This is a genomic window from Flintibacter muris (genome assembly GCF_943192995.1).
Lineage (GTDB): Bacteria > Bacillota > Clostridia > Oscillospirales > Oscillospiraceae > Lawsonibacter > Lawsonibacter muris.
The window spans coordinates 161119-185612 of record NZ_CALPCP010000004.1; the positions used below are offsets into that span (position 1 = coordinate 161119).

General features: G+C 56.2%; 20 protein-coding genes. 1 reads left to right on the forward strand and 19 read right to left on the reverse strand.

The window, feature by feature from the left end; all coding sequences use genetic code 11:
* Positions 1-14: 14 nt before the first annotated feature.
* The 6 genes from NFS22_RS06105 to NFS22_RS06130 all read right to left on the reverse strand — a co-directional run bounded on the left by NFS22_RS06105 (position 15) and on the right by NFS22_RS06130 (position 12734).
* Entirely contained in the window at positions 15-8648 is an 8634-nt protein-coding gene (locus NFS22_RS06105) for an MSCRAMM family protein (protein WP_251316831.1), read from the reverse strand.
* A 139-nt stretch (positions 8649-8787) separates the two neighbouring features.
* Positions 8788-9930 (reverse strand): S-layer homology domain-containing protein, encoded by a 1143-nt coding sequence (locus NFS22_RS06110; protein ID WP_251316832.1) that lies wholly within the window; start codon positions 9928-9930, stop codon positions 8788-8790.
* Between the two features lie 198 nt (positions 9931-10128).
* Positions 10129-10953, reverse strand: a complete 825-nt coding sequence (locus NFS22_RS06115; RefSeq protein WP_251316833.1) for a class D sortase — start codon at positions 10951-10953, stop codon at positions 10129-10131.
* Positions 10950-11861, reverse strand: coding sequence for a hypothetical protein (locus NFS22_RS06120; RefSeq protein WP_251316834.1), 912 nt, complete (start codon positions 11859-11861; stop codon positions 10950-10952). Before NFS22_RS06120 ends, NFS22_RS06115 begins: the two co-directional genes overlap by 4 nt.
* Positions 11862-11940: 79 nt before the next feature.
* Positions 11941-12336 carry a type II toxin-antitoxin system RelE/ParE family toxin gene (locus tag NFS22_RS06125; RefSeq protein ID WP_251316835.1) on the reverse strand — a complete coding sequence of 132 codons (396 nt, stop codon included), beginning with the start codon at positions 12334-12336 and terminating at the stop codon, positions 11941-11943.
* Positions 12337-12350: 14 nt separating this feature from the next.
* Positions 12351-12734 carry a hypothetical protein gene (locus NFS22_RS06130; protein WP_160572919.1) on the reverse strand — a complete coding sequence of 128 codons (384 nt, stop codon included), beginning with the start codon at positions 12732-12734 and terminating at the stop codon, positions 12351-12353.
* A gap of 158 nt (positions 12735-12892) precedes the next feature.
* Between NFS22_RS06130 and NFS22_RS06135 the strand changes: the two genes are divergently transcribed.
* On the forward strand, positions 12893-13726 hold the full coding sequence (locus NFS22_RS06135) for an Rpn family recombination-promoting nuclease/putative transposase (protein ID WP_251316836.1): 834 nt from the start codon (positions 12893-12895) through the stop codon (positions 13724-13726).
* A gap of 49 nt (positions 13727-13775) precedes the next feature.
* Here NFS22_RS06135 and NFS22_RS06140 read toward each other — a convergent pair whose 3' ends face one another.
* From NFS22_RS06140 to NFS22_RS06200, 13 genes are all read right to left on the reverse strand, one after another.
* Positions 13776-14771: a ParB/RepB/Spo0J family partition protein gene (locus NFS22_RS06140; RefSeq protein ID WP_251316837.1), complete on the reverse strand. Its 996-nt coding sequence runs from the start codon at positions 14769-14771 to the stop codon at positions 13776-13778.
* Positions 14764-15588 carry a ParA family protein gene (locus NFS22_RS06145; RefSeq protein WP_160637723.1) on the reverse strand — a complete coding sequence of 275 codons (825 nt, stop codon included), beginning with the start codon at positions 15586-15588 and terminating at the stop codon, positions 14764-14766. The genes NFS22_RS06140 and NFS22_RS06145 overlap by 8 nt, the downstream gene beginning before the upstream one ends.
* 55 nt (positions 15589-15643) lie before the next feature.
* Complete coding sequence (locus NFS22_RS06150) at positions 15644-15886, reverse strand: recombinase family protein (protein WP_251316838.1); 243 nt, start codon at positions 15884-15886, stop codon at positions 15644-15646.
* Between the two features lie 65 nt (positions 15887-15951).
* Positions 15952-16101 carry a hypothetical protein gene (locus NFS22_RS06155; protein ID WP_251316839.1) on the reverse strand — a complete coding sequence of 50 codons (150 nt, stop codon included), beginning with the start codon at positions 16099-16101 and terminating at the stop codon, positions 15952-15954.
* Complete coding sequence (locus NFS22_RS06160; RefSeq protein WP_251316840.1) at positions 16098-18026, reverse strand: ATP-dependent DNA helicase; 1929 nt, start codon at positions 18024-18026, stop codon at positions 16098-16100. The genes NFS22_RS06155 and NFS22_RS06160 overlap by 4 nt, the downstream gene beginning before the upstream one ends.
* Before the next feature lie 386 nt (positions 18027-18412).
* Complete coding sequence (locus NFS22_RS06165; RefSeq protein ID WP_251316841.1) at positions 18413-18721, reverse strand: helix-turn-helix domain-containing protein; 309 nt, start codon at positions 18719-18721, stop codon at positions 18413-18415.
* Positions 18722-19287: 566 nt separating this feature from the next.
* The gene (locus NFS22_RS06170) at positions 19288-19599 is read right to left on the reverse strand and encodes a hypothetical protein (RefSeq protein WP_251316842.1); all 312 of its coding nucleotides are present in this window, start codon (positions 19597-19599) and stop codon (positions 19288-19290) included.
* Between the two features lie 173 nt (positions 19600-19772).
* The gene (locus NFS22_RS06175; protein ID WP_251316843.1) at positions 19773-21137 is read right to left on the reverse strand and encodes an MATE family efflux transporter; all 1365 of its coding nucleotides are present in this window, start codon (positions 21135-21137) and stop codon (positions 19773-19775) included.
* Between the two features lie 78 nt (positions 21138-21215).
* Positions 21216-21968 carry a hypothetical protein gene (locus tag NFS22_RS06180; protein WP_251316844.1) on the reverse strand — a complete coding sequence of 251 codons (753 nt, stop codon included), beginning with the start codon at positions 21966-21968 and terminating at the stop codon, positions 21216-21218.
* Positions 21969-21970: 2 nt separating this feature from the next.
* Positions 21971-22393, reverse strand: coding sequence for a synapsin-1 (Synapsin I) (locus tag NFS22_RS06185; RefSeq protein ID WP_251316845.1), 423 nt, complete (start codon positions 22391-22393; stop codon positions 21971-21973).
* Positions 22390-23139, reverse strand: coding sequence for a hypothetical protein (locus NFS22_RS06190; protein WP_251316846.1), 750 nt, complete (start codon positions 23137-23139; stop codon positions 22390-22392). Before NFS22_RS06190 ends, NFS22_RS06185 begins: the two co-directional genes overlap by 4 nt.
* Positions 23129-24061, reverse strand: coding sequence for a ParB N-terminal domain-containing protein (locus tag NFS22_RS06195; protein WP_251316847.1), 933 nt, complete (start codon positions 24059-24061; stop codon positions 23129-23131). Before NFS22_RS06195 ends, NFS22_RS06190 begins: the two co-directional genes overlap by 11 nt.
* Positions 24061-24432 carry a single-stranded DNA-binding protein gene (locus NFS22_RS06200; protein WP_251316848.1) on the reverse strand — a complete coding sequence of 124 codons (372 nt, stop codon included), beginning with the start codon at positions 24430-24432 and terminating at the stop codon, positions 24061-24063. Before NFS22_RS06200 ends, NFS22_RS06195 begins: the two co-directional genes overlap by 1 nt.
* Between the last annotated feature and the right edge of the window lie 62 nt (positions 24433-24494).

A 24494-nucleotide genomic window follows, 5' to 3' on the forward strand; every position in this document is an offset into this window, starting at 1 on the left:
TCCCTCTTTTCAGTTTAGTAGCCGGTCTTGGGGAGGGTGGGAACGTAAGTGGGCGTCAGCTTGCGGATGACGGTGAGCCAGGTAGCCTGGGCAGTCTGCCAGGCGCCCTGATACTTACCGCCCACATCGGCCCGGTTGATCAGTTGGTAGCCGTTGGCCGCCGTACCGCTGACGGTGACGGTCAAAGTGGGATTGGCCACCGACTGGAAGCCCACGGGCACCTTGCCAAAGTCCAAATACACATCAGTGACATACTCCCCAGCCTGCATGGGGATAGCGTTCAGGCTGAAGGAGTAGTTGCTGCTGGTGATGAGATTGGACGCCAGCACCTGGTAGGCCCCGGAGTAATTGGTCTTGTAGAGAATCCGGTAATTGAGCCGGGCGCTGTAGGTTCCGGTGGTGAAAATAGTCGCTCGGGCCGCGTCGGTGGGAATGCGGTCATGCCAGTAGTAGGATTCAAGCGGTACATTGCTGGTGTTGGCCACGGTGAAGTCATAGCGCATCTGGCTCCCGGCCAGGACCTCGGCGTTGCCCCGTTTGGTGATAGTCACGCCCAGGTTGGAGGGCTTGTCGTAGTCGCTCACCTTGATGATCTGGCCCGAATACTCCAATGTTTCGTCAAAGGTCTTGCCGCTGACCTGCCAGTAGGCCGGGGCAGTAACCTCCACAATTTTATAGCGCCCTAACGGCAGAGGCTTGGAGGCGGCTACGCCTCTGGCATCGGTGGTAATATAATCGACGACCTTGCCTGAGCGGGCCTCGCTGATCTCATAGACCGCGCCCTGGAGGGGAGCACCGGCAGGGGCCCCGGTGACCTCATTGTACTCGGCAGCGTACTTGTAAATCTGGAACTGGCCGGTGATGGGAGTATTTTCCCACTCGATTTCCACCGTTTTCCCCGGCTGGACATAGACAGTCTTATACTCCTTGTCCAGCTCATAGCCGGGTGCGGCCTCCAATTCACGGATGAACAGCTTGCCCTTGCCCTGTACGGTCAAATCGTCGATATAAATGTAGCCGTTGTCGTCCGTGGCATACTCCCCAATGGGATTCTTGTTGGAATCGTAGACCAGGAATTTCACGTTATAAATCCCCAGGCCGGTCACGCTGTCAATCTTGTGCAGGATAATACCGCTGAATGGGGCGTTGGTCACGGTCAGTGTGGTGGTCTCGTTGTCCCGGATGGTGAAGTAGTGGGGGGTGCTGTCAATCTTGAAGCCCTCCGCCGCCTCGACCTCCACGCAGTAGTAGTCGCCCGCGTCCAGGGAGACATGGACCCGGCCACGGTCCCCGGTGGTCACGGTGTCCACCAGAGCGCCGTCCATCTTGCGGATTTCAAAGGTCACACCCTTGATCCGCTGGGTCTTGTCCGCTTCGGACACCTTGATCAGCTCCAAGCCGCCCACAGGAGTGTTGTAAAACTTCAAGGTCTGAGCGTCACCCACCTTGATCTGGATGCTCTTGGGGCTGGTATCGAGCACATAACCGTCCAGGCCCCGGATTTCTTTCGCAATGATGGTCACACCGGGCTCCAGGCCCTCAATTACAATCCGGCCATTCTCATCGGTCACATACTCGCCGTTGGCGCTGCCCAGCACCTGCCCGTTGGACTCAGTGACCAAAAACGTCACGCCCTTCAGCGGAGTGGTGGTTCCGGTGATGTATTTTTCGATAATCAGCCGGGTTTTGGGGTCGTTCTCAAACGTGAGATCATTGCCGCCGTTGGTTCCGCCGCCAGTGCTGGTGTTTCCGCCTGGATTGGCCGTACCGCCAGTGGTTCCGCCGCTGCTCACGGAATTGGAGCCATTTTTCACAATAATGGTCTGGGGTGTGCTGTTGAGAACGTAACCGCTGGGGACTTTGGTTTCCACAACCACGATGGTACTGCCAGGCACGAGGCCGGTGACTGTCACAGCCCCATCCTTGCCGGTGGTGTAGCGGCCCAGCACAGTCCCGTTGCCGTCCTTGACCGTGAATTCGGTTCCCGGTACAGGCTTTCCGGTAACGGAATCTTTTTTCGTAATCGTGAGAGAGCACAGAGGTTCGTTGAGGAAAGTTAAAGTTTGTGTGTCCATGGGGTTGACCGTGACCGTCTGCGTCTGGGTGCTCTGGTCAATCACATAGCCGGGGGCTGGTTTGACCTCTTTGGCAACGATAGTGCCCGTCACGCCGGAAATCCGAATTTCACCTTTGTCATCGGTGGTATAGAGGCCGTTGCTGCTCAAATGGCCGTTGTCGTTATCAACGTACCCACCGTTGGCATACGTCACTTGGAATTGTGCGCCGGGAATAAAATTGCCGGTTACACTGTCTTTCTTTTGAATCACCAGTGTACCAGCCTTGGCGTTCCAAAAGGTGAGCTGCTGCACACGTCCGCCCTCGATTTTGATGTCCTGGGGCGTGCCATCAAGGACATACCCTTCCACGGTCTTGATCTCTCTGACAATCACCGTAGTTCCGGGCTCAATGCCTTCCAGGACGATTTCTCCCGCCTTGTCGGTGTAATAGCAGCCATCGTCCGGGCCAACGGCGGCCCCGGAGCCGTCCACCACCTTGAAGCACACGCCGCTCAAAGGCTCGTTTTCGGTTCCCTCGATGAACTTCCGAATTATTAAGGTTGTACCCGGTTGGTTGTCAAAAATCAGGCTGTTGGAAATGCCAGACTTCACCACAATGCTCTTGGGTGTCTCATCGAGGATGTAACCTGTAGGTGCTCTGGTTTCAGACACCATGATGGTACTGCCAGGCTCCAGTCCGGAGACAATCACTGTGCCGTCCGTTCCGGTTTTGTAGATACCGTTGGTGGGGCCGACAGCGTGGCCCTCGCTGTCCCGGACAATAAATTCAGCGTTTGCCAAAGGCTTGCGGGTCACAGCGTCTCTTTTCGTGATGGTCAATGTGGCCTTGGGGGTGTTGGTGATAATGATCGTCTGCGTGTCTCCGTTGGGGCCGATGACCACGTTGGTGCTGGGGCTGTCCATGACGTAACCGTCCGGGGCTTTGATTTCAGACAGTACATAGGCTCCCGGAGCGAGATTGCTGATCCGGATTTCACCTTGGGAATCGGTAGTAAAAATGCCGTTGGAAGTCAAAGTAGCGGTGCCGATCACGCCGTCCAGGCCTACTTCACAGCCTGCAGCGGTGGTCACCCGGAACTGAGCGCCGTGCAAGACCTGGTTGGTCTGACTGTCCCGTTTCTGGATGATCAGTTTTCCTCGGGGCTGGTTTTTCATTGTCACCGTGACCGTTTTTCCTGCCTGAATCACAATGGTCTGAGACTGGGTATCAATGAGGAATCCCGCCGGGGCTTTTGTCTCGGTAATGACCACGCTCCGGCCAGGGGTCAGGCCCTCGATGCGCACCTCGCCATTTTCGTCCGAACGGTAAACGCCGTTGCTGTCGCCAATGAGGCTGCCGTCCGAGTAGGCCACCTTAAACTCCGCATTCGCCAGTGTAACACTGGGGTTGACACTGCACACCTTCCGAATGAGGAGGGAGCCGGTGGGCTGGTTGCGGAACTCCAGGGTGACGGTCTGGCCTGCATTGATGACAGCGGTCTGGGGTACGTCGTCCAGGATGTAGCCGTCCTTGGCTCGGACCTCTTTCACGATCAGCGTCGTGCTGGGGTCGATACCGCTGACAGTGAAGCTGCCGGTGCTGTCCGTCACAAACTTACCGTTGGCGTCGCCGACGACATTGCCCTTGCTGTCAGTGACCAAAAATTCAACGTCAGAAAGCGGCTGTTTTGTGACGGAATCCACCTTTTTCACCAGAAGGGAACCCTTGGGGCTGTTTCCGAAATGGACCTGAATAACCTCCTGATCGTTGCCGGAGAGGTACACGGTCTGGGGCGGGGTGTCAATCACATGGTCGCCATCGCTGGACAGCTCCTCAATGATATAGGTGCCGGCGGGGAGACCAGTGGCCGTGAAGGAGCCGTTCTGTCCGGTGCGGTAGGTGCCGATCACGGTGCCGCCTGTCCCGGAAGTGTTGCCGGAGAGGTAGCGGATCTGGAACACCGCCCCCTCAATGGCCATGTTGGGGCTGACACTGTCATACTTCCAAACGCAAATGGCCGACAGGGGCCGGTTCTGGAACAGGAAGGTGTGGCTTGTCCCGGAGGGGATGAACGCCTCCTGGGTGTCGGGGTCGGCCAAGGCAAAGCCGTGGGGCGGTTCCAGCTCCTTCACCCGGAACCAGCCATCCCGGAGGAAAATATCCGGCTCAGTGAGGACAATACGGCCATTTTCGTCCGTATAATGTACACCCAGGTCGTTGTACTCACCGGTGCTGGTGTTATTGGAAGCGTACCAGACCTGGAAGGGCACGTTAGCCTGCCGCTCATGGGTGATGGAATTTTCCTTGATGATCTCGATAGTGGGCCGCTTGTGGTTCTCAAAGAGAACTTCCCGGTCTTTGTTGGGATAGAGGGTCACAAGCTGGTTGGCCGCGTCCTGGAGGTAGGGCTCCGGGACTGATTTCTCAGAAATTTCGTATACGCCGGGGAGCAGATTCTCCAGAGTGCCCTTGCCGTCCGGTCCGGTCTTGACCTCGTTGACGCTGTGGCCGTCCGCGGACTTTACCAGGAAAACCGTGTTGGGGACGACCTCGCCGGTGTCCGCGTCCCGTTTCCAAATGATAAGGTTGGGCCGCTTGTCGTTCTTTACCCGCAGCTCAGAGGTCTTGTTAGGGAACAGCTCTACATGGTACTCGGTCTTGTCCAGAATGTGGTCGGGCAAGGTGGCAGTTTCCACCACGGAATACATGCCAGGCTCCAAATCCTCTACAAAAATCTCACCGCCGTTTTTCGTGGTGCGGTCAATATACCGGCTTCCGTCTTCGATTTTGGAAATGCGAAAGGTAACACCGTCCAGGGGAGTGCCGTCCGCACTGGTCTTGATCAGACGGAAACCGGGCTTTTTGTCGTTGCTCAGACGTAACTCGGAAACCTTGCCCGGAGACAGCTCCACATGGTACTCTGTTTTATCCAGAATGTGATTGGGTAAAGTGGCTGTTTCCTGCACCGAGTAAATCCCAGGCTCCAAATCCTCCACAAAGATTTCGCCGCCGTTCTGGGTAGTGCGGTCGATGGAATGGCTGGCGTCGCCAATGGGAGCAATACGGAATGTCACGCCATCCAGAGGAGTGCCATCCGCGCTGGTTTTCACCAGACGGAAACCGGGCTTCTTGGTGTTGGTAAAGACAAATTCAGCCCGGTCGTTTGCCCTCAGATGAATAATGCGCTGGGCATTGTCAATAACATACCCGGCGCACTCTATCTCAGTGACCTCATAGGACCCCTCGGGAAGATTGGAAAGGTCGATCTCCCCGCTGTCGTTGGTCACAAATTCCTGCGGCCCAAAGCTGCCGTCCACGGCCCGAATGCGGAATTTAGCATTGGGAATGGTCTTGGACGGGTCAGAGCTGTCCACCTTCACCAACTTCATGCCGGGCTTGGTGTCGTTGAAGAAAAACAGCTCTTTTGTCCCACAGCCGGCGGTCAACTCAATCTCCTGGGGGGCGGTGTCCTTGATGTGGCTGTCGTCCCCGGTGTCCACCTCGACTGCCCGGTAGGTGCCGGGTTCGATGCCGGTCAGGAGGATCTCACCGCTAGCGTTCGTCTCATAGTTGCCCAGAGAAACGCCGTCCCGGAAAATCTCAAAGGTGACGTTCGCCATGGGCCGGTGGCTCTGCCGGTCATATTTCACGATCTTCAGTCCGACCTTCGCCAGATTTTTGAAGACAAGGGGGCCGGCGGGGATGGGGTTGCCGTTGGCGTCCAGTTCCAGCTTGATTTGCTGGACCTCGGTGGTGGGCTCGTAATTGGGGGGCGGGACCAGCTCCGTCACGGCGTACTCGCCGGGCTTGATGTACTTTCCTGCCGCCTCGGTGGGGTCCCACCACTGGACGCTCTCCAGAACGCCGTTTTCATCGGTGTCAAACTCATAGACGCCGTTGGTGACAGAGGAGAACTTGAACGTGGCGGGGCCAACGCCGGTATTGGTATTGGCGTCCCGTTTGAACAGGAGGGCCTTCCCAGGCTCAGGAATGCCGCCATTTTCAATGCCGCTCGCGGGGCCGACCTGGACCGCGCCCGCCGCCGTGCTGTTCTCCGGGGCCTTGCAGGTCACGGTGAAGGGGGAGGCCAGCGGAGCACAGCCGGCGGGGGCCTTTGTCTCCTTGACGTACAGGGTCACAGAGCCACCATCCTCCACAATGTTGGGGACGGAGGTGCTGGCTGTGCCGTCGGAACCAGTGGTCATTACGGCCAGGGGTGTGCCACTGCAAGAGGAATCCGCATATACAGAGAACTCCGCGCCGGCCAGGGGCTTCTTGTCCTTGGCGGCGATTTTTTTGAGCTTCAGGTAGACGGGTTTCTTCTCGGTAATAGTAGTGCCGTTGGTAAAAGTCACCTTGGAGGCTCCGCCGCTGCTGGTAAATTTCTTAGCGGACATATCGGCTGTGCCGCCGATGCCGGTGATATTGGTCAGCTGGGAGGAGTCGTCCTCCGTCACTTCGTAGCGGAAGGATGAGTCAGCCTCGAAATCAATGCGGATGGTCTCGTCGGCCTTCAGTGAGAATTTCAAACTGTTGTCAGTCTCAGTCACCTGACTCGTGCAGTCAACATCATTTTTCTTGGCGCTAAAACTGGCAGGACTGCCAGAGGTATATCTAACTGTGAAGTTCCATTCCACACCGGCCGGAATGCCCGTCCCAACTTTTTTAGTAACTTCCAAGGACGGCCTTGTAGGTTCAGGACGCTCAAAATTAAAAGGACTAAAAATGTGAAGTCCGAAGGATCGACGTTCGCTAAATATAGTATCCCGGATAGGTCGAGGATACTGGATGGTATCCACATAGCTGTCTGTCTCTCTGAACCCGTTGGTGGAGTGCAGCTCCTCACCGGTAGGAGTACCGTCCTCGTTAAGCGGATATTCGAGGAACTGCTGATCCTTGCCCTGCCGCATCCAGCGGGCCATGTTCACCATGGTGGACGCCTGGTCCCAAATTAAATTGCCTTTGACTTGGGATTCATTATTGTAAATGGTGTAGGCCATCATCTCCCGCAGCGTGTAGGCCCGGCGCACACCGTCAGGGTCCCTAAAGACACCGCCTGTTTCTACAATGACCCGGTACTTTGTGCGCAGATTGCCGTCCGCATCGTGGACATACTCAGACCAACGCTCCATGGCTTCGTCCTTGCTCCAGCCGGTAACATCTCCGCCAGCACCGTTGTCTGTTTCACTCAACCGGCCCAGAAGATAAAGGAACGCATCATTGGCCTTGTAAACTTTGTAGAGGTTTCCAGGGGTCACAGACTCGGCGTCAGTGCCCCACATGGAGGTGTAATCGCCATCTCTCCAGCCAGAGGACCAGGAACTGGAGTTACAGTGGAACATCTGCTCCTTCTGTTGGTCGGTAATGCCCGTTTCCTTTTGGAACTCATCCGCAGTGGTCACCCAGCGTTTGTTGTGACCGGCGGTAGCATCGTAGGAATAGACACCCTGGGGCACAGAGGAGCCGGCCATAAGCTGGGCGGCATCCGCACCTTTTCCGTTGTACTGCATGGCACAGGAGTTGTACCAGGTAATGTCACTCCGGCACTTGTCGGCGGACCAGACATCTGACCCGTTCTTGTTCCATACCACATTAAGGGGCGTGCCGACAACGTGCCAAGTACTGTAATCGTTGGTATTGAGGTCGGTAACAACACCATTCGGAAATTCAATCAGGGTAAAGCGCAGAAATGTCCGCTCCGCATCAGTGCGCCAGTCTACGTTGGAGGTAGTGGGTTTCTTACCGCCGGGGCTGCCAGGGTTATAGGCCCCAACGCCTCCGGTGGGGTCGCTGGCGCTTACCTTAGAGGGAACGTGCTTGACCGTCTGCGGGCAGAACCTTGTAAGCGTCACGCTGGGGTCGGCGCTGTAGGCCCGGTCAACGGAAAAGGGCAGGTCATAGCTGAGATTACTCAGACTGTCGTCCGCCGTTTTGTACTCAGTCCAGACGTCATACTTCTGGTAGGTCACCCCGTCCAGGGTGTAGCTGTGCAGTTGGGCGGGGTCGCCTTTGGCCCGGCTGACACTCACCGTCTGGCCGCTCTGCCGGACTACCAGCGTGTCACCGGCGACCATAGCCTCCTGCTGACGCTGGGCCAGCTGTTCGGCCAGAGCGTAGGAACCGAGGACCACATACTCAAATCGGGTCAGGCGGGAGTTGAACAGCCTGCTGCCGTCCAACTCATAGGCAACGCTGGGGAGCACATCAGGCAGGTTGACCAGGACACTGTCCTTGTCCGCCCAACCGGTGCCGTCCAGGCCAGCGCCGGTCCAGCCACCCTCCGTGACATAGCCAATCTTGATCCGGTTGTCGCCCTTGTCCTCCAGAAGGGCAAATGGAGTGGCAGTAGGGATGGCGGCGGCCTGGGTGTCGCCGCTCTCGGTCTTGTAAACGGTGAGGACCTCATCACCGCCGTTCCAGGCGGTGGTGCCGGCCACGTTCAACTCGAAGCTGCCGGTAGGGGCGTAAGGGTTGGAGCTACCGCCTATGTCAGCGGCGAAAGCGGAAACCGGGAGCATACCAGCGGCCATAATGACAACCAGCAGACCAGAAACTGCCCGTTTCCAATGGGCTTTCATACATTTCAGCATTGAAATTTCCTCCTTGTAACGGATTTTTGGTATGAAAAAGGACCGCACAGAATTGTGCAGTCCTTGCGGATGTGATTCTTTACTTGTAATTGGGGCTGTTCATGTGGGGAATGGGTGGTTTTAGGTGCATAGATACTCCTTATTTTCCGGTAGGCCAGCCCATAACGCTGTTCCCGGTGTAGGGGACGCTCTCGGGATACCGGGTCCAGACCTCCAGATGGTAATGCTTACCCTCGCCCCGATAGCAATCTAGGTTCTCTCTTCCATAGGGATTCTCCCGGTCAGGCCACTGGACTGTCTCTCCGACATTTCCGTCGGTATAGTGGAATGCGTTGATTTTGTTGGGAGATTCCAGGGCAATCATCACATGCCAAATTGAGCCGGTCTTGTTGTTAACCAGAAACAAGATATCTCCAGGCCGAATCTGTGATAGGTTGTCCACTCTGCGGCCCGGGTTGGTCTGATTACCAAATATAAGAGAACTTACCATGGAAGCGTAACCGCTGCATCCATAGTACTCGCTGATCCGGTAAACATCCATAATGCGGTTTGCCGCTGTACTGGGCACATCATTCTTGTGGGTTCCCGGAGTATTGTGAGTACCCCAGACAGTGCCAGTAGGCCAATCCTTTTCAATTTGGCGAAGCAACTCCAGCACATTTTCCTCGGTAATGGGCTTGCCATTAGTCAGATAGCCGTCTCCGATACCCTGCGAAGCCGTGTGAGAGTTTCCTGCCATAACATTCAGTGCCCGATAGATCAGGATGGCGATGTTCCCCCGGTTGATGGCTACGCCAGCCGCCGCGCTGTCCGGGAGCAGGCCTAACTCAATAGCTTTGTCACAAGCGGTGGCATAGTTCCACTGGCTGGCCGGGCAGTCCAGATACCGGAGCATGACGGTGCAGGCCGCCGCCGGGGTCACCGGGTCACTTGGGCCAAATTGCTTGTTGCCATAGCCGGCCATCAGCTTTTTCTCGGCACAGTAACCGGCATAGGGCATGGCCCAATCGGGAACATCGGTGAAGGGACAGATGGTGCGGTAATAGGCGGCGTTTCGGCCCATATCCCCGGTATCATCGGAGAGCCGGGTCAGGATTACAGCCAGCTCCGCCCGGGTCAGGCCGGAACCGAGATTCAGATTGCCGTTCTGGTCACCGGTCAGGATACCCTTTTCCTTCAGCCAAACCGCCGCCGTTTCCCGCTCGGACTGAACGGCCAGGGCGGGGACCGCCAGTGACAGTGTCAGTGCGGCGCACAGCAGCAAGGTCAAGATCCGTTTCATATTTTGCACTCCTTTCAGTACCCAAAATCAACTTGTTTCTTCCTTCTGATTTGAGCATAGTACGGAATCCGGACTCTGTCAAAGGATTATTTTAAATCCCTTTGCCGATATTTTGAACCTTGCCGTATTTGTTGAATTTCGGTCGTTTCACCTCCGCTTTTCACGGAGTTTCGCCGCAAAAGGTTATTTGTAAACCTTTTATGAACGAATCTCTACCGCCTGTACCACGACCCGGCTCTCCGGGTGGTCGGCCAGGCAGGTGGTGAGGGTGAGCCGGTTGTCGGAGGTGGCCTGGAGGTAGCTCCAGTCGGTGTTGGAGATGGTTTTCACCAGTGTGACCGCATAGGTCCGGGTGCCGTACATGGTAGTGTAGGTGATGGTGTCCCCCTGCTTCAGATTTTTGATTGCGCCAATGGCGTACTTGGTCCCCCGGTTGTGGCCGCACGCCCCGACGTTGCCGTCCCAGGCGGAGGTAGAGCTGTAATGCCCCAGACCCTTGGACATACTGGTACTCGTTTCCCCCTCCCAGACCTTCATGTTGATCTTGAGGGACGGAATCTTGATGGTGCCGATATGGCCGTCCTTGTAGGCCATGCCCTCCGCGCTGGTGTAGGCGGGTTGCTGGTAGGTGGGAGTAGTGGGGATGGTGGGCGTGGGGGGAACGGCGGAGCCCGGCTTGCCGGCTTCTACCAGCTCGGTAATAGGTCCGCCGCCGGCCACGCCATAGCCGCCCCTGCCCGTTGCCACGGACTGCTGGAGACCAGGAAGTGTGGTACGCTCCATCACGCCGGTCATGGTGGTGCTTTGGAGGCCGTACTCCAACTCGGGAATCTGGTAGTCCACCACGTTTTTGCCGCCGTAGTTGTATTGACTGCCATAAACATCCTCGTAGCTGGTGCTCTTATAGTAGTCCTGGGGAGCGGTGGTCTCAAAGGAGTAGTCCGCCGCGTAGGCGGAGGGGGCCAAGACCAGCATAGCCAGGACGGGCAGGATTGCTTTGCTCAAAGTTTTCCAGGTTTTCATTTCGTCTCCTCCTCTTCAGATTCGTCCTCCGGTTCCTCCTGGAGCTGCCGCAGCGCCCGGCGGGAGCGGAACAGCAGCACCCCCAGGGTGGCAATGATTCCTGCACCCAGGATGCCCAAGGCATAGGGCAGGATTTTACCGGGCAGGCCGGCCACGCTGACGCCGCTCCGGTCGGGAAGCAGGTTGATGCCTGATGTCTCCGTCCCCAGGTAGGTCACCTTGTAGGTGACGCTCTCCACGTCGTCTCGGGTGACCTCGCCCACATAGTCGGCGGAGGTGATGTACCCAGTGGCGACCTTGTGGTAGCTCTTACCGGAGTAGGTGGCTACGGCCTGATAAGAGGCCGGGGCCAGGGCATCCCCCACCAGGTCAGTGCCAATGATCTGCCAGTCCACGTTGGACAGGTTCAGCGTCACCCCGTCCTTGACTGTGGTGGCCGGGATGTAGGACATATCGTTGCGGTCCAGCGGCCCGATGGTCTTGGTGGCGGTGACGGTCTTGGCCTTGCTGGCATAGCCGGAGGCCTCGGTGCGAATGGCAGTGTGATCCAGGGTCAGGACGCCGGAATAGGTGCCGTCATCATAGTCCAGCGTGGTCGCCAGCTGTTCCAGGATCTTGCCCAGGTCCTTGGTGCCGGTCTCCAGGGTCACCGTCTCGGTGTGGTACTTGCGGTCCGACACCTGATTCTCCTCCTTCACGATCTCCGCGAAGGTGTAGCGGTAGCCCTCCTGCTCGAAGGGCTCCTCAATGAGCTGCTGGGGATCAGTCCCGGGGGGCAGGGTGTAGGTCTTGATGAGCTGCTGGCTCCCGTTGAGGTTCTGGATGGTGGTGTCGGTGGGCACCTCCAGGGCGCAGGCGTTGGTTACCAGAGCCGCCGCCAGCAGCAAACAGGTGAGCAGTCTTTTCATCTCCGGGCCCTCCTTTTCCAGAAAAATACCGCACTGGACAGTGCCAGCGCGGCCGCCAGGGTGATGGGTACGATGTGTTTCATGTGCGTTTTTCCTCCTTGACGATATATTCTACTGCGTACTCCGGGTGATCCCAGAGCGACGCCAGCAGTCTGAGTGAGTGCTCCAGCGCTTTTTCGGTGTCACGCTTTTGGCGCTTCACAAAGGCGTGCAGGAGCAGATAGTCCCCGTTGGGACAGGGGGTGAAGATGACCCGCACCACCACCCGGCCCTTCTCCCGGAGCTCATAGAGGCTTTGATACTTTTCAATGGAGAAGTGCTTGTAGTGGGGCTCTTTCAGTTCCGAAAGGGGCGTCTGGGAGAGATAAAAAATCTGCCGGACCAGCTTGTCCCGCAGCTTGGGCTCCAGCCCCTCAATGAACTCCGCCGCCTGGGCAGGACCATCCGGGGGCTTGTAAATTTTAATACGATCCATGTTCTCATCCTCCGTTATGTATTTTCTGCCAGACGTTTTAAGTGAGTCAGAAAGTCCTCGGCAAACAGCTCCGCAAAATCCGGGCTGCCGCTGATCCACCACACCGGGTCGGGCAGGGAGCGGTAGATGCTGTCATATTGCAGGCAGATCATCAAAAATTTCTGCTTGGGATCGGCCTGCTCCGCCGTGTGGAAAATCTGGGCTATGGTTTCCTGGACGTTCTCGTAGTCCTGATAATAGTCGCACAGATCATCAAAAAACTGGCCGGCGAATATGCTGCTAAATACGGCCATAGCGTCCCGTTCCGGGGAGCCGTCCTCGGTGGTCAGGCCCATGCGCCGCAATCGCTGAGTGGCGGAGTCCTCAAAGGGACTGTGGGCCCGTTGGTAGTTGTTCATATCGTTGTCACCTCCTTCCAGGTATAAAAATAGCCTGACGCCCACAGGCATCAAGCCAAAATTGAAAATTCTCTATTGCAAAAACGGCCCGCAAATTGACCGAAGGGGCTTTCTGTGCTATACTAATGGCAGGAAGCAGTGAAAAGGAGCGTTGCCCCATGCCAAAGCAATATACCATTACCCCGCTCAGCGAACTCCCTCTGAAATCGGATTTTATGTTCGGGCAGGTCATGCGCTCTGATGAGATATGCAGATTGTTTCTGGAGGCGCTGTTGGGCATAGATATCCAGCGAATCGAATTTCTCGACCGCCAAAAAGAAATGAGCGACAGCTATGAATACCACGGCATCCGCCTGGACATATATTTAAAAGATGGAAAGGGCACTGTTTTTAATGTAGAGATCCAAGCAGAGCGGAAGGACGACCTGCCCCGCCGGGTCAGGTTTTACCAGAGCGGCATCGACCGCAATGAGCTGCCCAAGGGGGCGGACTTTGCCAGTCTCTCCGAAAGCTACATCATATTCGTCTGTGACTTCGATTACTTCCACATTGGCAAGGCGGTGGGCGAACGGATAGCTTTCTTGAAGGATACCAACGTCCCCTATGCGGATGGTTCCCATGTGTATTTCCTCAACAGCCGATACACAGAGGCCAACGCCAGCAAACCGATTTTGGAGTTTCTAGATCTAATCCGCACAAACGACTTGGAACAGCCCTATGAGACGCCCCTAGGGCAAATGGCCCGGGAACGGATACAAGAGGTGCGCAGTGACAAGAAGCTGGAGGTGTCGTATATGACGTATGCGCAGAAGATGATGGATGAACGCAGAGTAGGTTATATGGACGGATTGGAAGACGGCCGCGCAGAGGGCATGGAAAAAGGATTCAAAGATACAATTATTGCATTAAAGGACATCCTTGACCCCGCCGTAATTGCAGAGCGTTTCAAGATGTCCCTGGAGCAGGTGATGGACATTCTTAACCAGAAATAGCCTTATGAAATCAGGGCGGCCCCATATAATGAGGCTGCCCTGATTTAGTCTATGAAACCTTAGCCCTTTCTCGCAGAAACTCCAGGAACAGCTTTTCAATTTCCTGGTCACTGCTGAACCTCTCCAAATAGGGGGCAAACTGCTTGCGGTCAAAGGATATTTTCCTGGGCGGGGCCATCATACGTTTTTCCGCCGCATTCCGGGCTTCACGCCAAGCGGCGTACATTTCCTGCCGTCCGGCAGTCGGGGGAGGGCATTTGCAGACAATGTGCTGCATAATGGCTTTGTTCATCGGATAGCCCTCAATAGAACACATCTCAATAAACGCTTGCTGAGACGCAGCGTCGTAGTCCGCAATCAGGTCGGCACAGGCGAGGTTGAGCTGCTTTGGGGTGTTCTCCAGAATATCGGACAGTTCCGGTATCAGCTGGGTCAGCTTAACGGCTTTCCGAATTTCGTACTCGGTGACGCCAAAAAATTCGGCGACCAAGGCCCGGGCCGAATACTTCTGGCGAGAATCGCCAGAAGTTCCGTTCTCCATATCGGAACGGTATCCTTGGCGGTTTTTTGCGTCCAGCAATGCTTTGTATGCCTTTCCTCGCTCTATGGTGGAAAGCCCTTGCCGCTGGATCAGGTTAGTAGAGGTGGCAATCACGATGGCCCTAGCATCATCCGCCTCCACTACCTCCGCAGGAATCGTAGTCCACCCAGCCAGTTTTGCAGCGGCAACTCGATTGTGACCGCTCAGGATCTCATACTTATCTGTACTGATAGGGCGGACGATGATTCTGACAAACAGGCCGTCCTCCTGAATCTGTTCCGAAAAGGCTTCCAGCTTGGCCCTGGGGTAAGGGCGAAAGCCGATATCCGCTGTGAAAAAGGATACCAGCTTGTCCAGCGGGAGGTCGCAGAGCTGGGAGGCTCCAGCTGGTGCCTTTTCACGGAAAATCTGCTGGTAGGCTTCATCGCTGGTTTGTAACTCTGATGCCTGCTGGGTAGCGGCCATGCGCCGTTTCAACATATCGTTCATGTTCGCTTTAGGCAAGCCTCAGCACCTCCTCTGCCAGACTGCGGTAGGACTCAGCGGCAGCATTCTTCGGAGCGTAATCGAAAATGCTCTGCCCGGCGGCGGGACACTCCGCTACCTTGATGGAGTATTCTATGGGCCGCTCAAAAACATGAAACGTCTCGCCGTAGATCTCGCCCACACTTTCCCGGACGCTGCGGCACAGCTGAGGCCGGGACTGGTACATGGTCAGCAGGATGCCAGCGACCTGGAGTCTGGGGTTGAACCGTTCCCGCACTGACCTTACCAACTCCAGCACCTCCGGGATACCCTCGCTGGCCAGAAAGTGAGCCTGGACCGGAACGATACAGAAATCCGACGCTGCCAGCGCATTGACGGTCAGCAATTCATGCTTCAATCCGCAGTCGATGATAATGTAGTCATAGCAGGGACGCAGATGCTCTAACAGTTCAGACATGACACATTCGCTGGCCCGATCAGAATCCCCAACAGCATTGTACTGAGAGAGCTGCATGACCTGAAGCCGGGCAGCAGCATCCGACAGCCGGCGGTTGGCTGGGATGAGGTCGATGCCTGTGTCCGTGTGGATGATAGTCTTCCGCAAGTGAAAATCCAGATCCTCTGGGTAGTCGATGGCAGACAGTAGAAGGTTGGCAAGGGTGCGAGGCTGCTCGGCAGGGGTGTAGCCCAGCGACGCTGTGAGATTGCTTTGAACATCGTTGTCAATCAGGGCAACAGACTTCCCAGCAGCTGCTAATGCAGCTCCCAAATTTAAGGCTGTTGATGTTTTACCACAGCCCCCCTTAAAATTGCTGACGCTGTAAATAATTCCCATTCCGCACATCCCCTCATTTTTTATTTCAAATTTTTAACGCAAAAAATGGACCAAATCAGATAAAGGCTTCTTTTATAAGCACTTTCTGACTTGGTCCTAATATAGCACTATCATCAGCATAGATGTCCACCAGCTCCCAGCCGTCATGATGCCCGATTTCCTCGGTGTATTTGCGGATCTGCGAGGCGTAGGAGTGAAGCTGGTCGGAGGAGTCGGAGCTGACCCGGCAGTATGCAGCTACCCGCAGGGTATCGGGCTTGCTCTGGCTGGGCGGGATGATGGTCACGTTTTTGCTCATCTGGTGCGGCCTCCTTTCCTCTGGATACCGACAACACTACCACACCTCACCGGGAAAAGCTATCACTATTCCCAAACAGTTGCGGGGCGATACCGCTCCAGCGCCAGCCGCTTGGCGGCCCACAACTCCTCGGCAGACAGCAGACCAACTTCCGCTGCCTGCTCCAACAGCCGCATCACCAAAATGTACCGCATCTCGTTCTTCACATCGATCATGCGGATGCCTCCCGGAAATAGTCCGGCCCCTTCACCTGCTGAATAAAGCGCGCCACATCCTCCAGGCTGCCAGTGACGGGCATCTCCGGCAGAGCGGCCAGCACATCCTTGCTGTAGCGCTTGCCCTTAGTGGCTCGTTCGTCCAGGATGGCCACCACGCAGGTGTCGGTCTCGGTGCGGATGGCCCGCCCGAAGCCCTGTTTCAGCTTAATCTGCATCTCCGGCACCACCACCGCCCGAATGAACAGCCGAAGGGAGGGATGATTCTCCCTCTCTTTTTCCTTCAGAGCGTCCGGGACGGCGAAGGGCAGGCGGGGGATGATCAGCAGGGACACACAGTCGCCGGGGAAGTCGAAGCCCTCCCAGGCGGCCCCCGCCGCCAGCAGCACACTGCCGGGGCTGGCTTTGAACTGCTCGGTAGTATGGATGGCGCTGCGGCCCATGGTGAACAGCGGATAGCGCAGACCGTGGTCCGGCAGGCGCTCCTTCACTGCCGACATAGCGGCGTAGGATGTGAACAGCGCCAGGGCGTGGCCCTGGGCCGCGTCCAGCAGGGCGGCGATCTCCTTCGCCAATTCGTCATAATAGGCGGCAGCTTTCTGCCTGGGCGGAAACTGAGGTAAGTACAGCAGACAATTCTGCTGGTAGTCGAAGGGCGAAAGCGCAACAGACTCCGTAACGCAGCTGTCGGTCAGCAGGCCAGTTTCCTCTTTGAAGCGGCGAAAGTCCTCGCCTACGGCCAGCGTGGCGGAGGTGAGGACGGCGGGCCGCTCCTGCCGCCAGAGCGTCTGGCGGAGCTGAGCGGTCAGATCAGAAATGGCGGCGCACAGCATGGTGCCGCCGCAGCCGTCCTCCGCTGTGTAAAACACCAGATCAGAGCGGCCCTGCTGGAACAGGGACACAGCAGAGGAGACAGTTTCCAACTGCCTGCGGGTAGGTGGGGTGAGAAGGCCGTGGAGCTGCTTTCGGATCACGGTCAGACTCCGATCCGGGGCAGCCAGCGATCTTGCATAATGCTCAAAGGGCCGGTCCTCCGGTGGGCGGGCCAGTTTCCGCAGCAGAGACTTGGCGCTGTCACTCAGGATCTCCGCCGCCAGCAGGAACCGTTCTCCACGCAGGCTGTGGGTGAGGGTGCGGATGTCCTCCGCCTCCAGCGTTACGCCGAACATCTGACGGGCAGTGTCCGGCAGTTTGTGAGCCTCGTCCACGATGAGGGCGCAGGCGTCCGGCAGGATGGGTCTGAGCCCGCTGCCTCGATGGATGGCGTCCGCCAGCAGCAGGTTGTGGTTGCAGACCTGGAAAAGAAATTGGCCTGTGTCACAGGATTCCAAAAAGGCAAGGTATCGGCAGCCCTCCCGCCTGCAGTCGCAGACGGGAGGGACGCAGACCCGCGCCCGGTCATAGCCGCTCAGGTGGGCGGCTTCATCGGTGTCGAGCTGGCCCCGCAGGGTGAGCAGAGCCGCGCCGGATCTCCAGTTCTTCTTGCTCAGATCCAGCTGGCCCAGCCGGTTTTCCAGACGTTCATCGCAGACGTAGTGGGACTTTCCCTTGCGGATCACCGCCTGGATGGGCTGACCAGCCAGACCGTCCTCCATCAGCACAGAGGACAAGAGCGGCAGGTATTCATCCCGCACCGCATTCTGCAGAGCGATGCTGGAGGTGGAAATGAGGAGGGGGTGAACCTCCAGCCCGCTGGTGGCCCGGAAACGGCTGAACACCGTCCCAGCCACCAGATAGGCGTAAGTCTTGCCGATCCCCGTTCCGGCGTCGCACAAGGCGATACCGCCGTCCAGCATGGCGTCCAGCATCCGGTGGCAGAGCGACACCTGTTCAGGGCGCTCCGCCATGTTTCGTGCGGGGAGTAATACTTTGAAAACCCTATCAATCTCGTTGTGGGCGTTTTGCCTGTTATTGTTGATATTCATCCGTAAAATCCCCTTGTTTGGTTCATTTTCTCATTGGTACTCATCGTATTTGCAGCTCGCCCCCCGATGAGGTATAGGGAACAGTAACGGATAAGGCTCGGCAGACCTTCACGGACACATTCCAAGGGTCTCTACTGCTTTCAACCCAGGGGATGATAGGCGGCGATGCCAAGGCCGTCCCGCGCAGGCTTAATCGCGGCCCGGAAGGGACTGTTGCCCCCTCCGGGTCATGGCGCGCACTGTGCGTCTGTCCGTGTGGTGATCCGTACTGCTGATATGAAATTTTCAAGGTGCAGGGGTATTTGCCTTGGTTCTATTGTAGAGGACTTGCGGGATGATTTTTAGAGTGTTTTAGTCACATTTCCGTGACAAATCGTCACATCTCATCACAGCTTTCGCTGAAACGCCTCCAAACTGCCAATCAGTTCTGCTATATCCATTTTCAGCATATCCCGGTCGTTTACGCTTGATGACATGGCTTGCTCCTTACCCAAAATGAGCAGATCCAGCGATACACTAAAAATATTGGAGAGCTGAACAAACAAATCTACAGAGCAACCCCTTTTGCCGGCCTCGACATGACTTAATAGGCTTCGGTCAATATTCAGTTCTTTTGCAAGCGTTTCTTGGGTATACCTGTGTTGAATGCGGAGCTGACGGATACGTTCTCCGCTTTGTTTCACATCATAAGTCATTTATGTAAGCTCCAATCTCAAATTTAGGTGTGCGGGGTGAGATTGGATGTCATGGGTATTTTGCTATGTACGGCTGCCACTGTGAAAAAATGGGCCAATAATAGAGGAACCCCCATTTTTTCCAAATAGTGAATATTTTATGAATTTTTCTTGTGTTTTCCCCTTGCTTGGAGAAATTCCGCTCAGGCTGAGCAAACAATATTACACGAGGGTGGTCGTTCAGATCGCCATCTGCCTGCATTCGGCGGTACAAAAGGGCTTTTTCATAATATCACCTGCTTATGGGTACAAAATGAGGGCGTTAAGGGAAATTTCCTCCCTTAACGCCCTCAGAAATATCGCACATGGAATGTCAAAATTTTGAGGGCTTTATACTGATAAAACCAGTTGCAAATATGGATACGCCTAAAATCAGTTTTTCATATCCTTTTCCCCGTTTTGGCTTATACTCCACAATTCTTCAGCAGTACCAGACCAGCAGGCCGCATAGCTCTTGCACTTATCACAAAGATGATTCACACTCTCCGGCGATTGCAAATCGGTGGACTTTGCACCGGTACGCTTTACTATTGCCCGCAGACACTCCGGGTTTTCCAGCGTGGGGCAGGGCCGCAGCATATGAAGTTCTGGAAGAACGTCTTTCGGACACCCGTATCCAGTTGATAGGCTTTCAAAAGGGGCTGATACCAGTTGCCCTTTTCCTCAATGGCTTTATGGAAAGCGGCCCGCTGTTCTTCGTACCAGCCGTCCGGGAGGGCCGTGTCGATCAGCTTCATGGCCTTGGGAATGTTGGCCTTCGGGTCTTTTTCCAGATAGTTGAGCGCCGCTGTAACGGCGGTGCTGAAAGCGGCGTTTTTCATCGCACTGATAATGTCCATATCTCTATCTTTCTCCTTAGTTTTTGCTCCAGATTACACGATCCCATATCCACCATGCGATACCACCCAGGATAGTGAGAAGCAGCAAAGAGCAAAGTACATATTTCTTTTTCATAGGAACCTCCTTGCCAGGATGGGGATACGGCTTGTATCCCCATCCTGGTATTTTTGTGCTATGCAGTCTGTTTTGATAAACTCCGAAACTCAGAAATCAGCATAATAATAGCAATAACCAGTACGATCAAATCCGTTAGCGCTGGAGCGAGGAATACGCCGCTGATACCTATCCCGCCCAGTTTGGGAACCAGAAGGACCAGAGGAACAAACAGTACGATCTGCCGCAGCAATACCAATACACTGGCCTTGGATGCCTTGCCCAGAGCCTGCATCAATGTAATGGCCATCAGCACAAGCCCCAGGAAGATATAGGTACTGAACAGGATGCGGAAATCCGTTACGCCCATGCTCACGATCCTGTTTTCTTTAATGAACCAGGACAGCACCGGTTCCGCGCCAAGCTGGATGGGGATGTAGAAAATCAGGCTCAGAACAGTGACACCTGTGATAAAGACTTTCGTAATCTGCTTGACCCGGCCATACTGCTTTGCTCCGTAGTTTGTCCCGACCGCAGGCTGGAATCCCTGGCTGGCGCCCCACATGGGGATCATGGTAAAGGATTGTACGCTCAGTGCGGCTCCTAAAAGAATCTGCCAGTCATCCCCGCCGTAGCTATGGGCGGTGTGATAAAGGACCGTCTGCTGGAGCAAGGTCATGACCTGCATGAGCATGGCGGAGAAGCCGACCCCGAAAATCTCGGGAATCAGGCTCTTTTCCACCCGAATGCCGTGGATACGGACATTTTTACTTTTGGAGCGGAAGTGCCACAGCATCGCCGCCGCATAGACGATCTGGGCAATGACCGTTGCGTAAGCCGCGCCTTCAACTCCCATCCCACGAGGCTTGAGGGCGGAAATCAGAATGGGGTCAAGGATGATATTTAGGATTGCCGACCCCCCGCTGAACACCATAGCCTGTTTCAAAAGGCCCTCTCCCCGCATAATCATATTGGACGACTGAGCGAAGTTGACAAACAGGCTGCCCGCGAAGATGATGCGCAGATAGCGTTCGGCATTGTTCAAGATTTCGCCCTCCGCACCGCTCAGGGAAAGAATGGGGCGGGTAAAAATCATGCCCAGAGCTGTAACAATCAAGCCGAGGATCAGGTTCAGCGCGATCAGGTTGCCCATGATCTTGTCAATAGTTTCCTGATCTTTCTTTCCCACCGCTCTGGATAAGACCGACGCCGACCCAACTCCAATCAAGGTGGAAATGCCAGAGTTGATTAGGGTAAATGGGTAGGAAACGGAAACCGCACCCATAGCCACCTGGTCGATTAGCTGGCCCACGAATACTCTGTCCATGAAGCTGTACAGCCCGACTACAACCATGCCGATGATTGCCGGAAGGCTCAGGGAAATCATCAACTGAAACGGTGATGCCGTCAGCAATTGTGTACGAGTGTCTTGTTTTTGTGCCATTACATATACCTCCTATTTTATGGCAAATTGTGAGTTGATGTTTAACTGCTATAATGAATATCCATAGTCCGATGCAGATCAACACAACGCCACCGAATATAAAAAGCAATCTGGCGCAGCATGACAAATAGCCAGATCACTGCCGTCCAGAGGCTGCGGATCATCATACTCCTGTTCCGTCAGTTCCCCGGATAGATGGCTGTACAGTTTCAGCTCTGTCGTTTTATTCTCTATCGCCCCCACCTCCTGACCGGGCGCTAAAATATCTTGAAAACCCATCCGCCCCAGCACCTTCTCATAGAGCTGCTTTTCAAACGCATGGTATTCCGGGGCGGAGGTATCCACCTCCAGCAGCGTGGCGGATTCGTAGGTGCTGCCGGGGATGATTTCCCAATCCACCGCCTGGAAACGGACGGCAATCAGCCAATCCATGAGCTGATGCCCTTCCATCAGTTCAAACATTCCACGGTTATCTTCATAAGGGAACAGCGAGGGGACATCGATCCCCGTCAGCTCCTTCGCCATGCGGTACAGGGTAAAGCCCTGGGCGTCCATGCTGGGCGAGATCGCATCGTAAAACCGTTTCATATCCTCCGGCGTGGACAGCCGGGGGCAAAATTCCCCCAGGGCGTCCTGGAGCGCCTCTGCCTTATGGGAGAGAAAGTTCATGTACTCCTGCTGCTCGTTCGATGTGAGCAACAACGATTCGCAGTTCTGTTGGTTCTGTTCCAAGGCTTGTTGTGCCTGCCGCAGCTCAGTGCGGGACGTTTCCAGCTCGGCGCGGACGGCGGGGTATTCCCGGATGGCCCGGAGCATATCTCTCAGTCCCACCGTCATCCCGCCTTTCTGAACCGGGAAATCAGCCGGTCCAGCACTCGGATGCGGCCCTGCACCTTCCCGGCAGACACGTCCAGGCCCTTCATCTGGCTGTCGATACGATAGCGGATGGCCTTGAGGGCCTGCCGGTCGCTGCAGCATTCCATCACGATGTACTCGCTGCCGCGGGCCAGTACCTCCCGCCTGCCGTTTTCATCCCGGATGCTGGACATTAGCCGCTGGCCCAGGCGCTTGCGGTAGGCAGTCTGAAGGGCGTCCGCGTCCCCGGACACACCATGCTTTTTCAAAATAGCGGCGATCTCATCGGAGCTGATCCGCATATTGGCGGACAGCGTGTCCATGATCTCCTGCTCCGCCTCCAGGGGCAGCACCGGCCTGCCGGGAGGCCCAGCCGCCCGTGCGGGGTGTTCTTTGCTCATCGCTCCGGCTCCTTTCTTTTCTGAGATTTGTTTGCAGTCTGCAGCATCGGATCAGCCAGCGGTATCCCCGCATCCTCCGGGCAATAGACATACATCCCTTTGATGGAATGGGCCTGTTCCGAAACAAAACCCACAGGCGCGTCCTCCAGGCTGGTCACAGCCATGACCGTCCGCTTGCGCCGGTCCCGCCAGGAGGTATAGCTGTAGTGGTGGTTCCAGTCCCGGTAGATGTGGATGCTCTCCGGCTCCCCGCGCCGCTGGGCATAGGCGGTCACAGCGACTTTTTCCGCGATGAACGGAGGGATAACACCCTGCTGCAGCTCCGGGCCGATGCTGTTGATGTACTTGACCATCTCCCGGATGTCCCGGCAGTCAAATTCCGGCGCGTCAAAGCCGTACCGCTCTGTGACCAGCGCCCATTTGAACCGTTCGTGGGGGCTGTCCAGAGACACCACAAAATATTTGCCGTCACGCTCCCCGGACAGCGGCTCGAAGCGGGCATCGTCATACAGCGGCCCATCCAAGGGGCAGTTGTTCTTGAACCAGACATAGTAATTGTCCAGGATGAACGGGTCGGTGATCCCCATGACCACCCTGCCGATCTTCTTCAGGCGGCCAGCCAGAGCGTGATCCTGGCAGAACCAGTCGTACCAGCCTGCTTCGCATTGCGTGGTAATGTCTGAACGGGCAAAGGCCCCGGCCCGAAACTTCTCCTGCCATTGTCGGACAGACATCTCATCCGGCATCGCTGTCACCTCCCGGCAGCATTGTTTCCAGGATACCGGCAATGGCGGTGAACACCTCCGCCAATTCACGGGCCTCCTTGATGTTGTTCTCGATCTCATCGGGGCGCATCCGGGTACACTCCGTCCAGATGCGGACGTTTTCCTCCGTGGGCGTGAGCAGCACAGCCTTCTCAAAGGCTTTGCAGAACAGTCCGGCGATCTTGCCGCGGCGGTTGGCCTCGGCATCCAGGGCCTTGATCTCCTTTTTCGCCTTTTCCAGCTCCACTGCCTGGGCGGCGGCCTCATCCCGCTGCTCCTCCGGCAGTTCCTGCACCTGCCGGGTGATGTTGTAGCCCTGGTTGATGGACAGGTCGCCGCTGTCAAGTGCCTCCTTCACGGCGGGAGGGGCGTGTTCGTCAATCTGTATGACTCTGCTCATAGTTTGCTGTCCAATGCCCACGGCACCTGCCAATTCTTTCGTGGTATTTATGGAAGGAGGAAGGTTTTGCGAATTCGCAAAACCTTCCTCACCGATATCACTGGGACGGTACGCTTGCCCACCAAGCGACATATTTTCTTTTGCCCTGGCCTCAATGTCCGGCTTCAGCCGGAGGGCGATCTTACCCAGCTCCCACTTGTCCAGGTTGCGGCGGCCCTTCTGGGTGTCCAGCGCCCACTGTTTGGCCTCCAGCAGATCCGCGAACGAGAACACGGCCATCTGGTAGGGCAGGCCGTGCTGTTCGCACAGCCTCTGCCTGTTGTGACCATCGATGATGACCATTTCCTCATTGACGATAACCGGGGAATAACAGCCGTTTTTCAGGATGTCCGCCTCCAGGGCGGCGAGCTGCTCCCCCGTCAACGGGGGGAGCAGCTCGGCCATCTCAGGCAGTACGGTGGGGCTGCGCTCCGTACTGCTGTATATGGTTCCGGTGTTGCGCATCAGGCGGCGTCCGCCGCGCCGCCGTCCTCAGCGGCCACGCCAGCGGCCTCCTCCACCTTCCGGGGGGACAGGAACTCCACCTCGTTGGCCTTGATGAGAAATCCGGGCTGGCGGGTGGGGTCCTCGGAAAAGACGATGGTCTCGAAGTCCCCGGAGGCGGCCAGCTTGCAGCCCTTGTAGGCGAAGGCGGCGCACCGCTCCGCCAGAGCGCCCCGTACCTTGATGGAGATGAAGTCGGTGAGCTTGTTGCCGTCCCGGTCCCGGTAGCGGCGGTCGGAGGCGATCCGCAGGATGGCGTAGGGCTTGCCGTCCTCATGGGAGCGCAGTTCCACATCGTTGGTCAGGTTTCCGATTGCAGTGATCTTCAGCATAGTTTTTCTCCTTTTCAGATTGGTGATTTGATGGTATTATTTAATGTATAGGGAAAGCGGAG

Coding starts and splice junctions, on each gene's coding strand:
- NFS22_RS06105 (WP_251316831.1), bottom strand. CDS start 8,648: ATGCTGAAATGTATGAAAGCCCATTGGAAACGGGCAGTTTCTGGTCTG.
- NFS22_RS06110 (WP_251316832.1), bottom strand. CDS start 9,930: ATGAAACGGATCTTGACCTTGCTGCTGTGCGCCGCACTGACACTGTCA.
- NFS22_RS06115 (WP_251316833.1), bottom strand. CDS start 10,953: ATGAAAACCTGGAAAACTTTGAGCAAAGCAATCCTGCCCGTCCTGGCT.
- NFS22_RS06120 (WP_251316834.1), bottom strand. CDS start 11,861: ATGAAAAGACTGCTCACCTGTTTGCTGCTGGCGGCGGCTCTGGTAACC.
- NFS22_RS06125 (WP_251316835.1), bottom strand. CDS start 12,336: ATGGATCGTATTAAAATTTACAAGCCCCCGGATGGTCCTGCCCAGGCG.
- NFS22_RS06130 (WP_160572919.1), bottom strand. CDS start 12,734: ATGAACAACTACCAACGGGCCCACAGTCCCTTTGAGGACTCCGCCACT.
- NFS22_RS06135 (WP_251316836.1), top strand. CDS start 12,893: ATGCCAAAGCAATATACCATTACCCCGCTCAGCGAACTCCCTCTGAAA.
- NFS22_RS06145 (WP_160637723.1), bottom strand. CDS start 15,588: ATGGGAATTATTTACAGCGTCAGCAATTTTAAGGGGGGCTGTGGTAAA.
- NFS22_RS06150 (WP_251316838.1), bottom strand. CDS start 15,886: ATGAGCAAAAACGTGACCATCATCCCGCCCAGCCAGAGCAAGCCCGAT.
- NFS22_RS06155 (WP_251316839.1), bottom strand. CDS start 16,101: ATGATCGATGTGAAGAACGAGATGCGGTACATTTTGGTGATGCGGCTG.
- NFS22_RS06160 (WP_251316840.1), bottom strand. CDS start 18,026: ATGAATATCAACAATAACAGGCAAAACGCCCACAACGAGATTGATAGG.
- NFS22_RS06165 (WP_251316841.1), bottom strand. CDS start 18,721: ATGACTTATGATGTGAAACAAAGCGGAGAACGTATCCGTCAGCTCCGC.
- NFS22_RS06170 (WP_251316842.1), bottom strand. CDS start 19,599: ATGGACATTATCAGTGCGATGAAAAACGCCGCTTTCAGCACCGCCGTT.
- NFS22_RS06175 (WP_251316843.1), bottom strand. CDS start 21,137: ATGGCACAAAAACAAGACACTCGTACACAATTGCTGACGGCATCACCG.
- NFS22_RS06185 (WP_251316845.1), bottom strand. CDS start 22,393: ATGAGCAAAGAACACCCCGCACGGGCGGCTGGGCCTCCCGGCAGGCCG.
- NFS22_RS06190 (WP_251316846.1), bottom strand. CDS start 23,139: ATGCCGGATGAGATGTCTGTCCGACAATGGCAGGAGAAGTTTCGGGCC.
- NFS22_RS06195 (WP_251316847.1), bottom strand. CDS start 24,061: ATGCGCAACACCGGAACCATATACAGCAGTACGGAGCGCAGCCCCACC.
- NFS22_RS06200 (WP_251316848.1), bottom strand. CDS start 24,432: ATGCTGAAGATCACTGCAATCGGAAACCTGACCAACGATGTGGAACTG.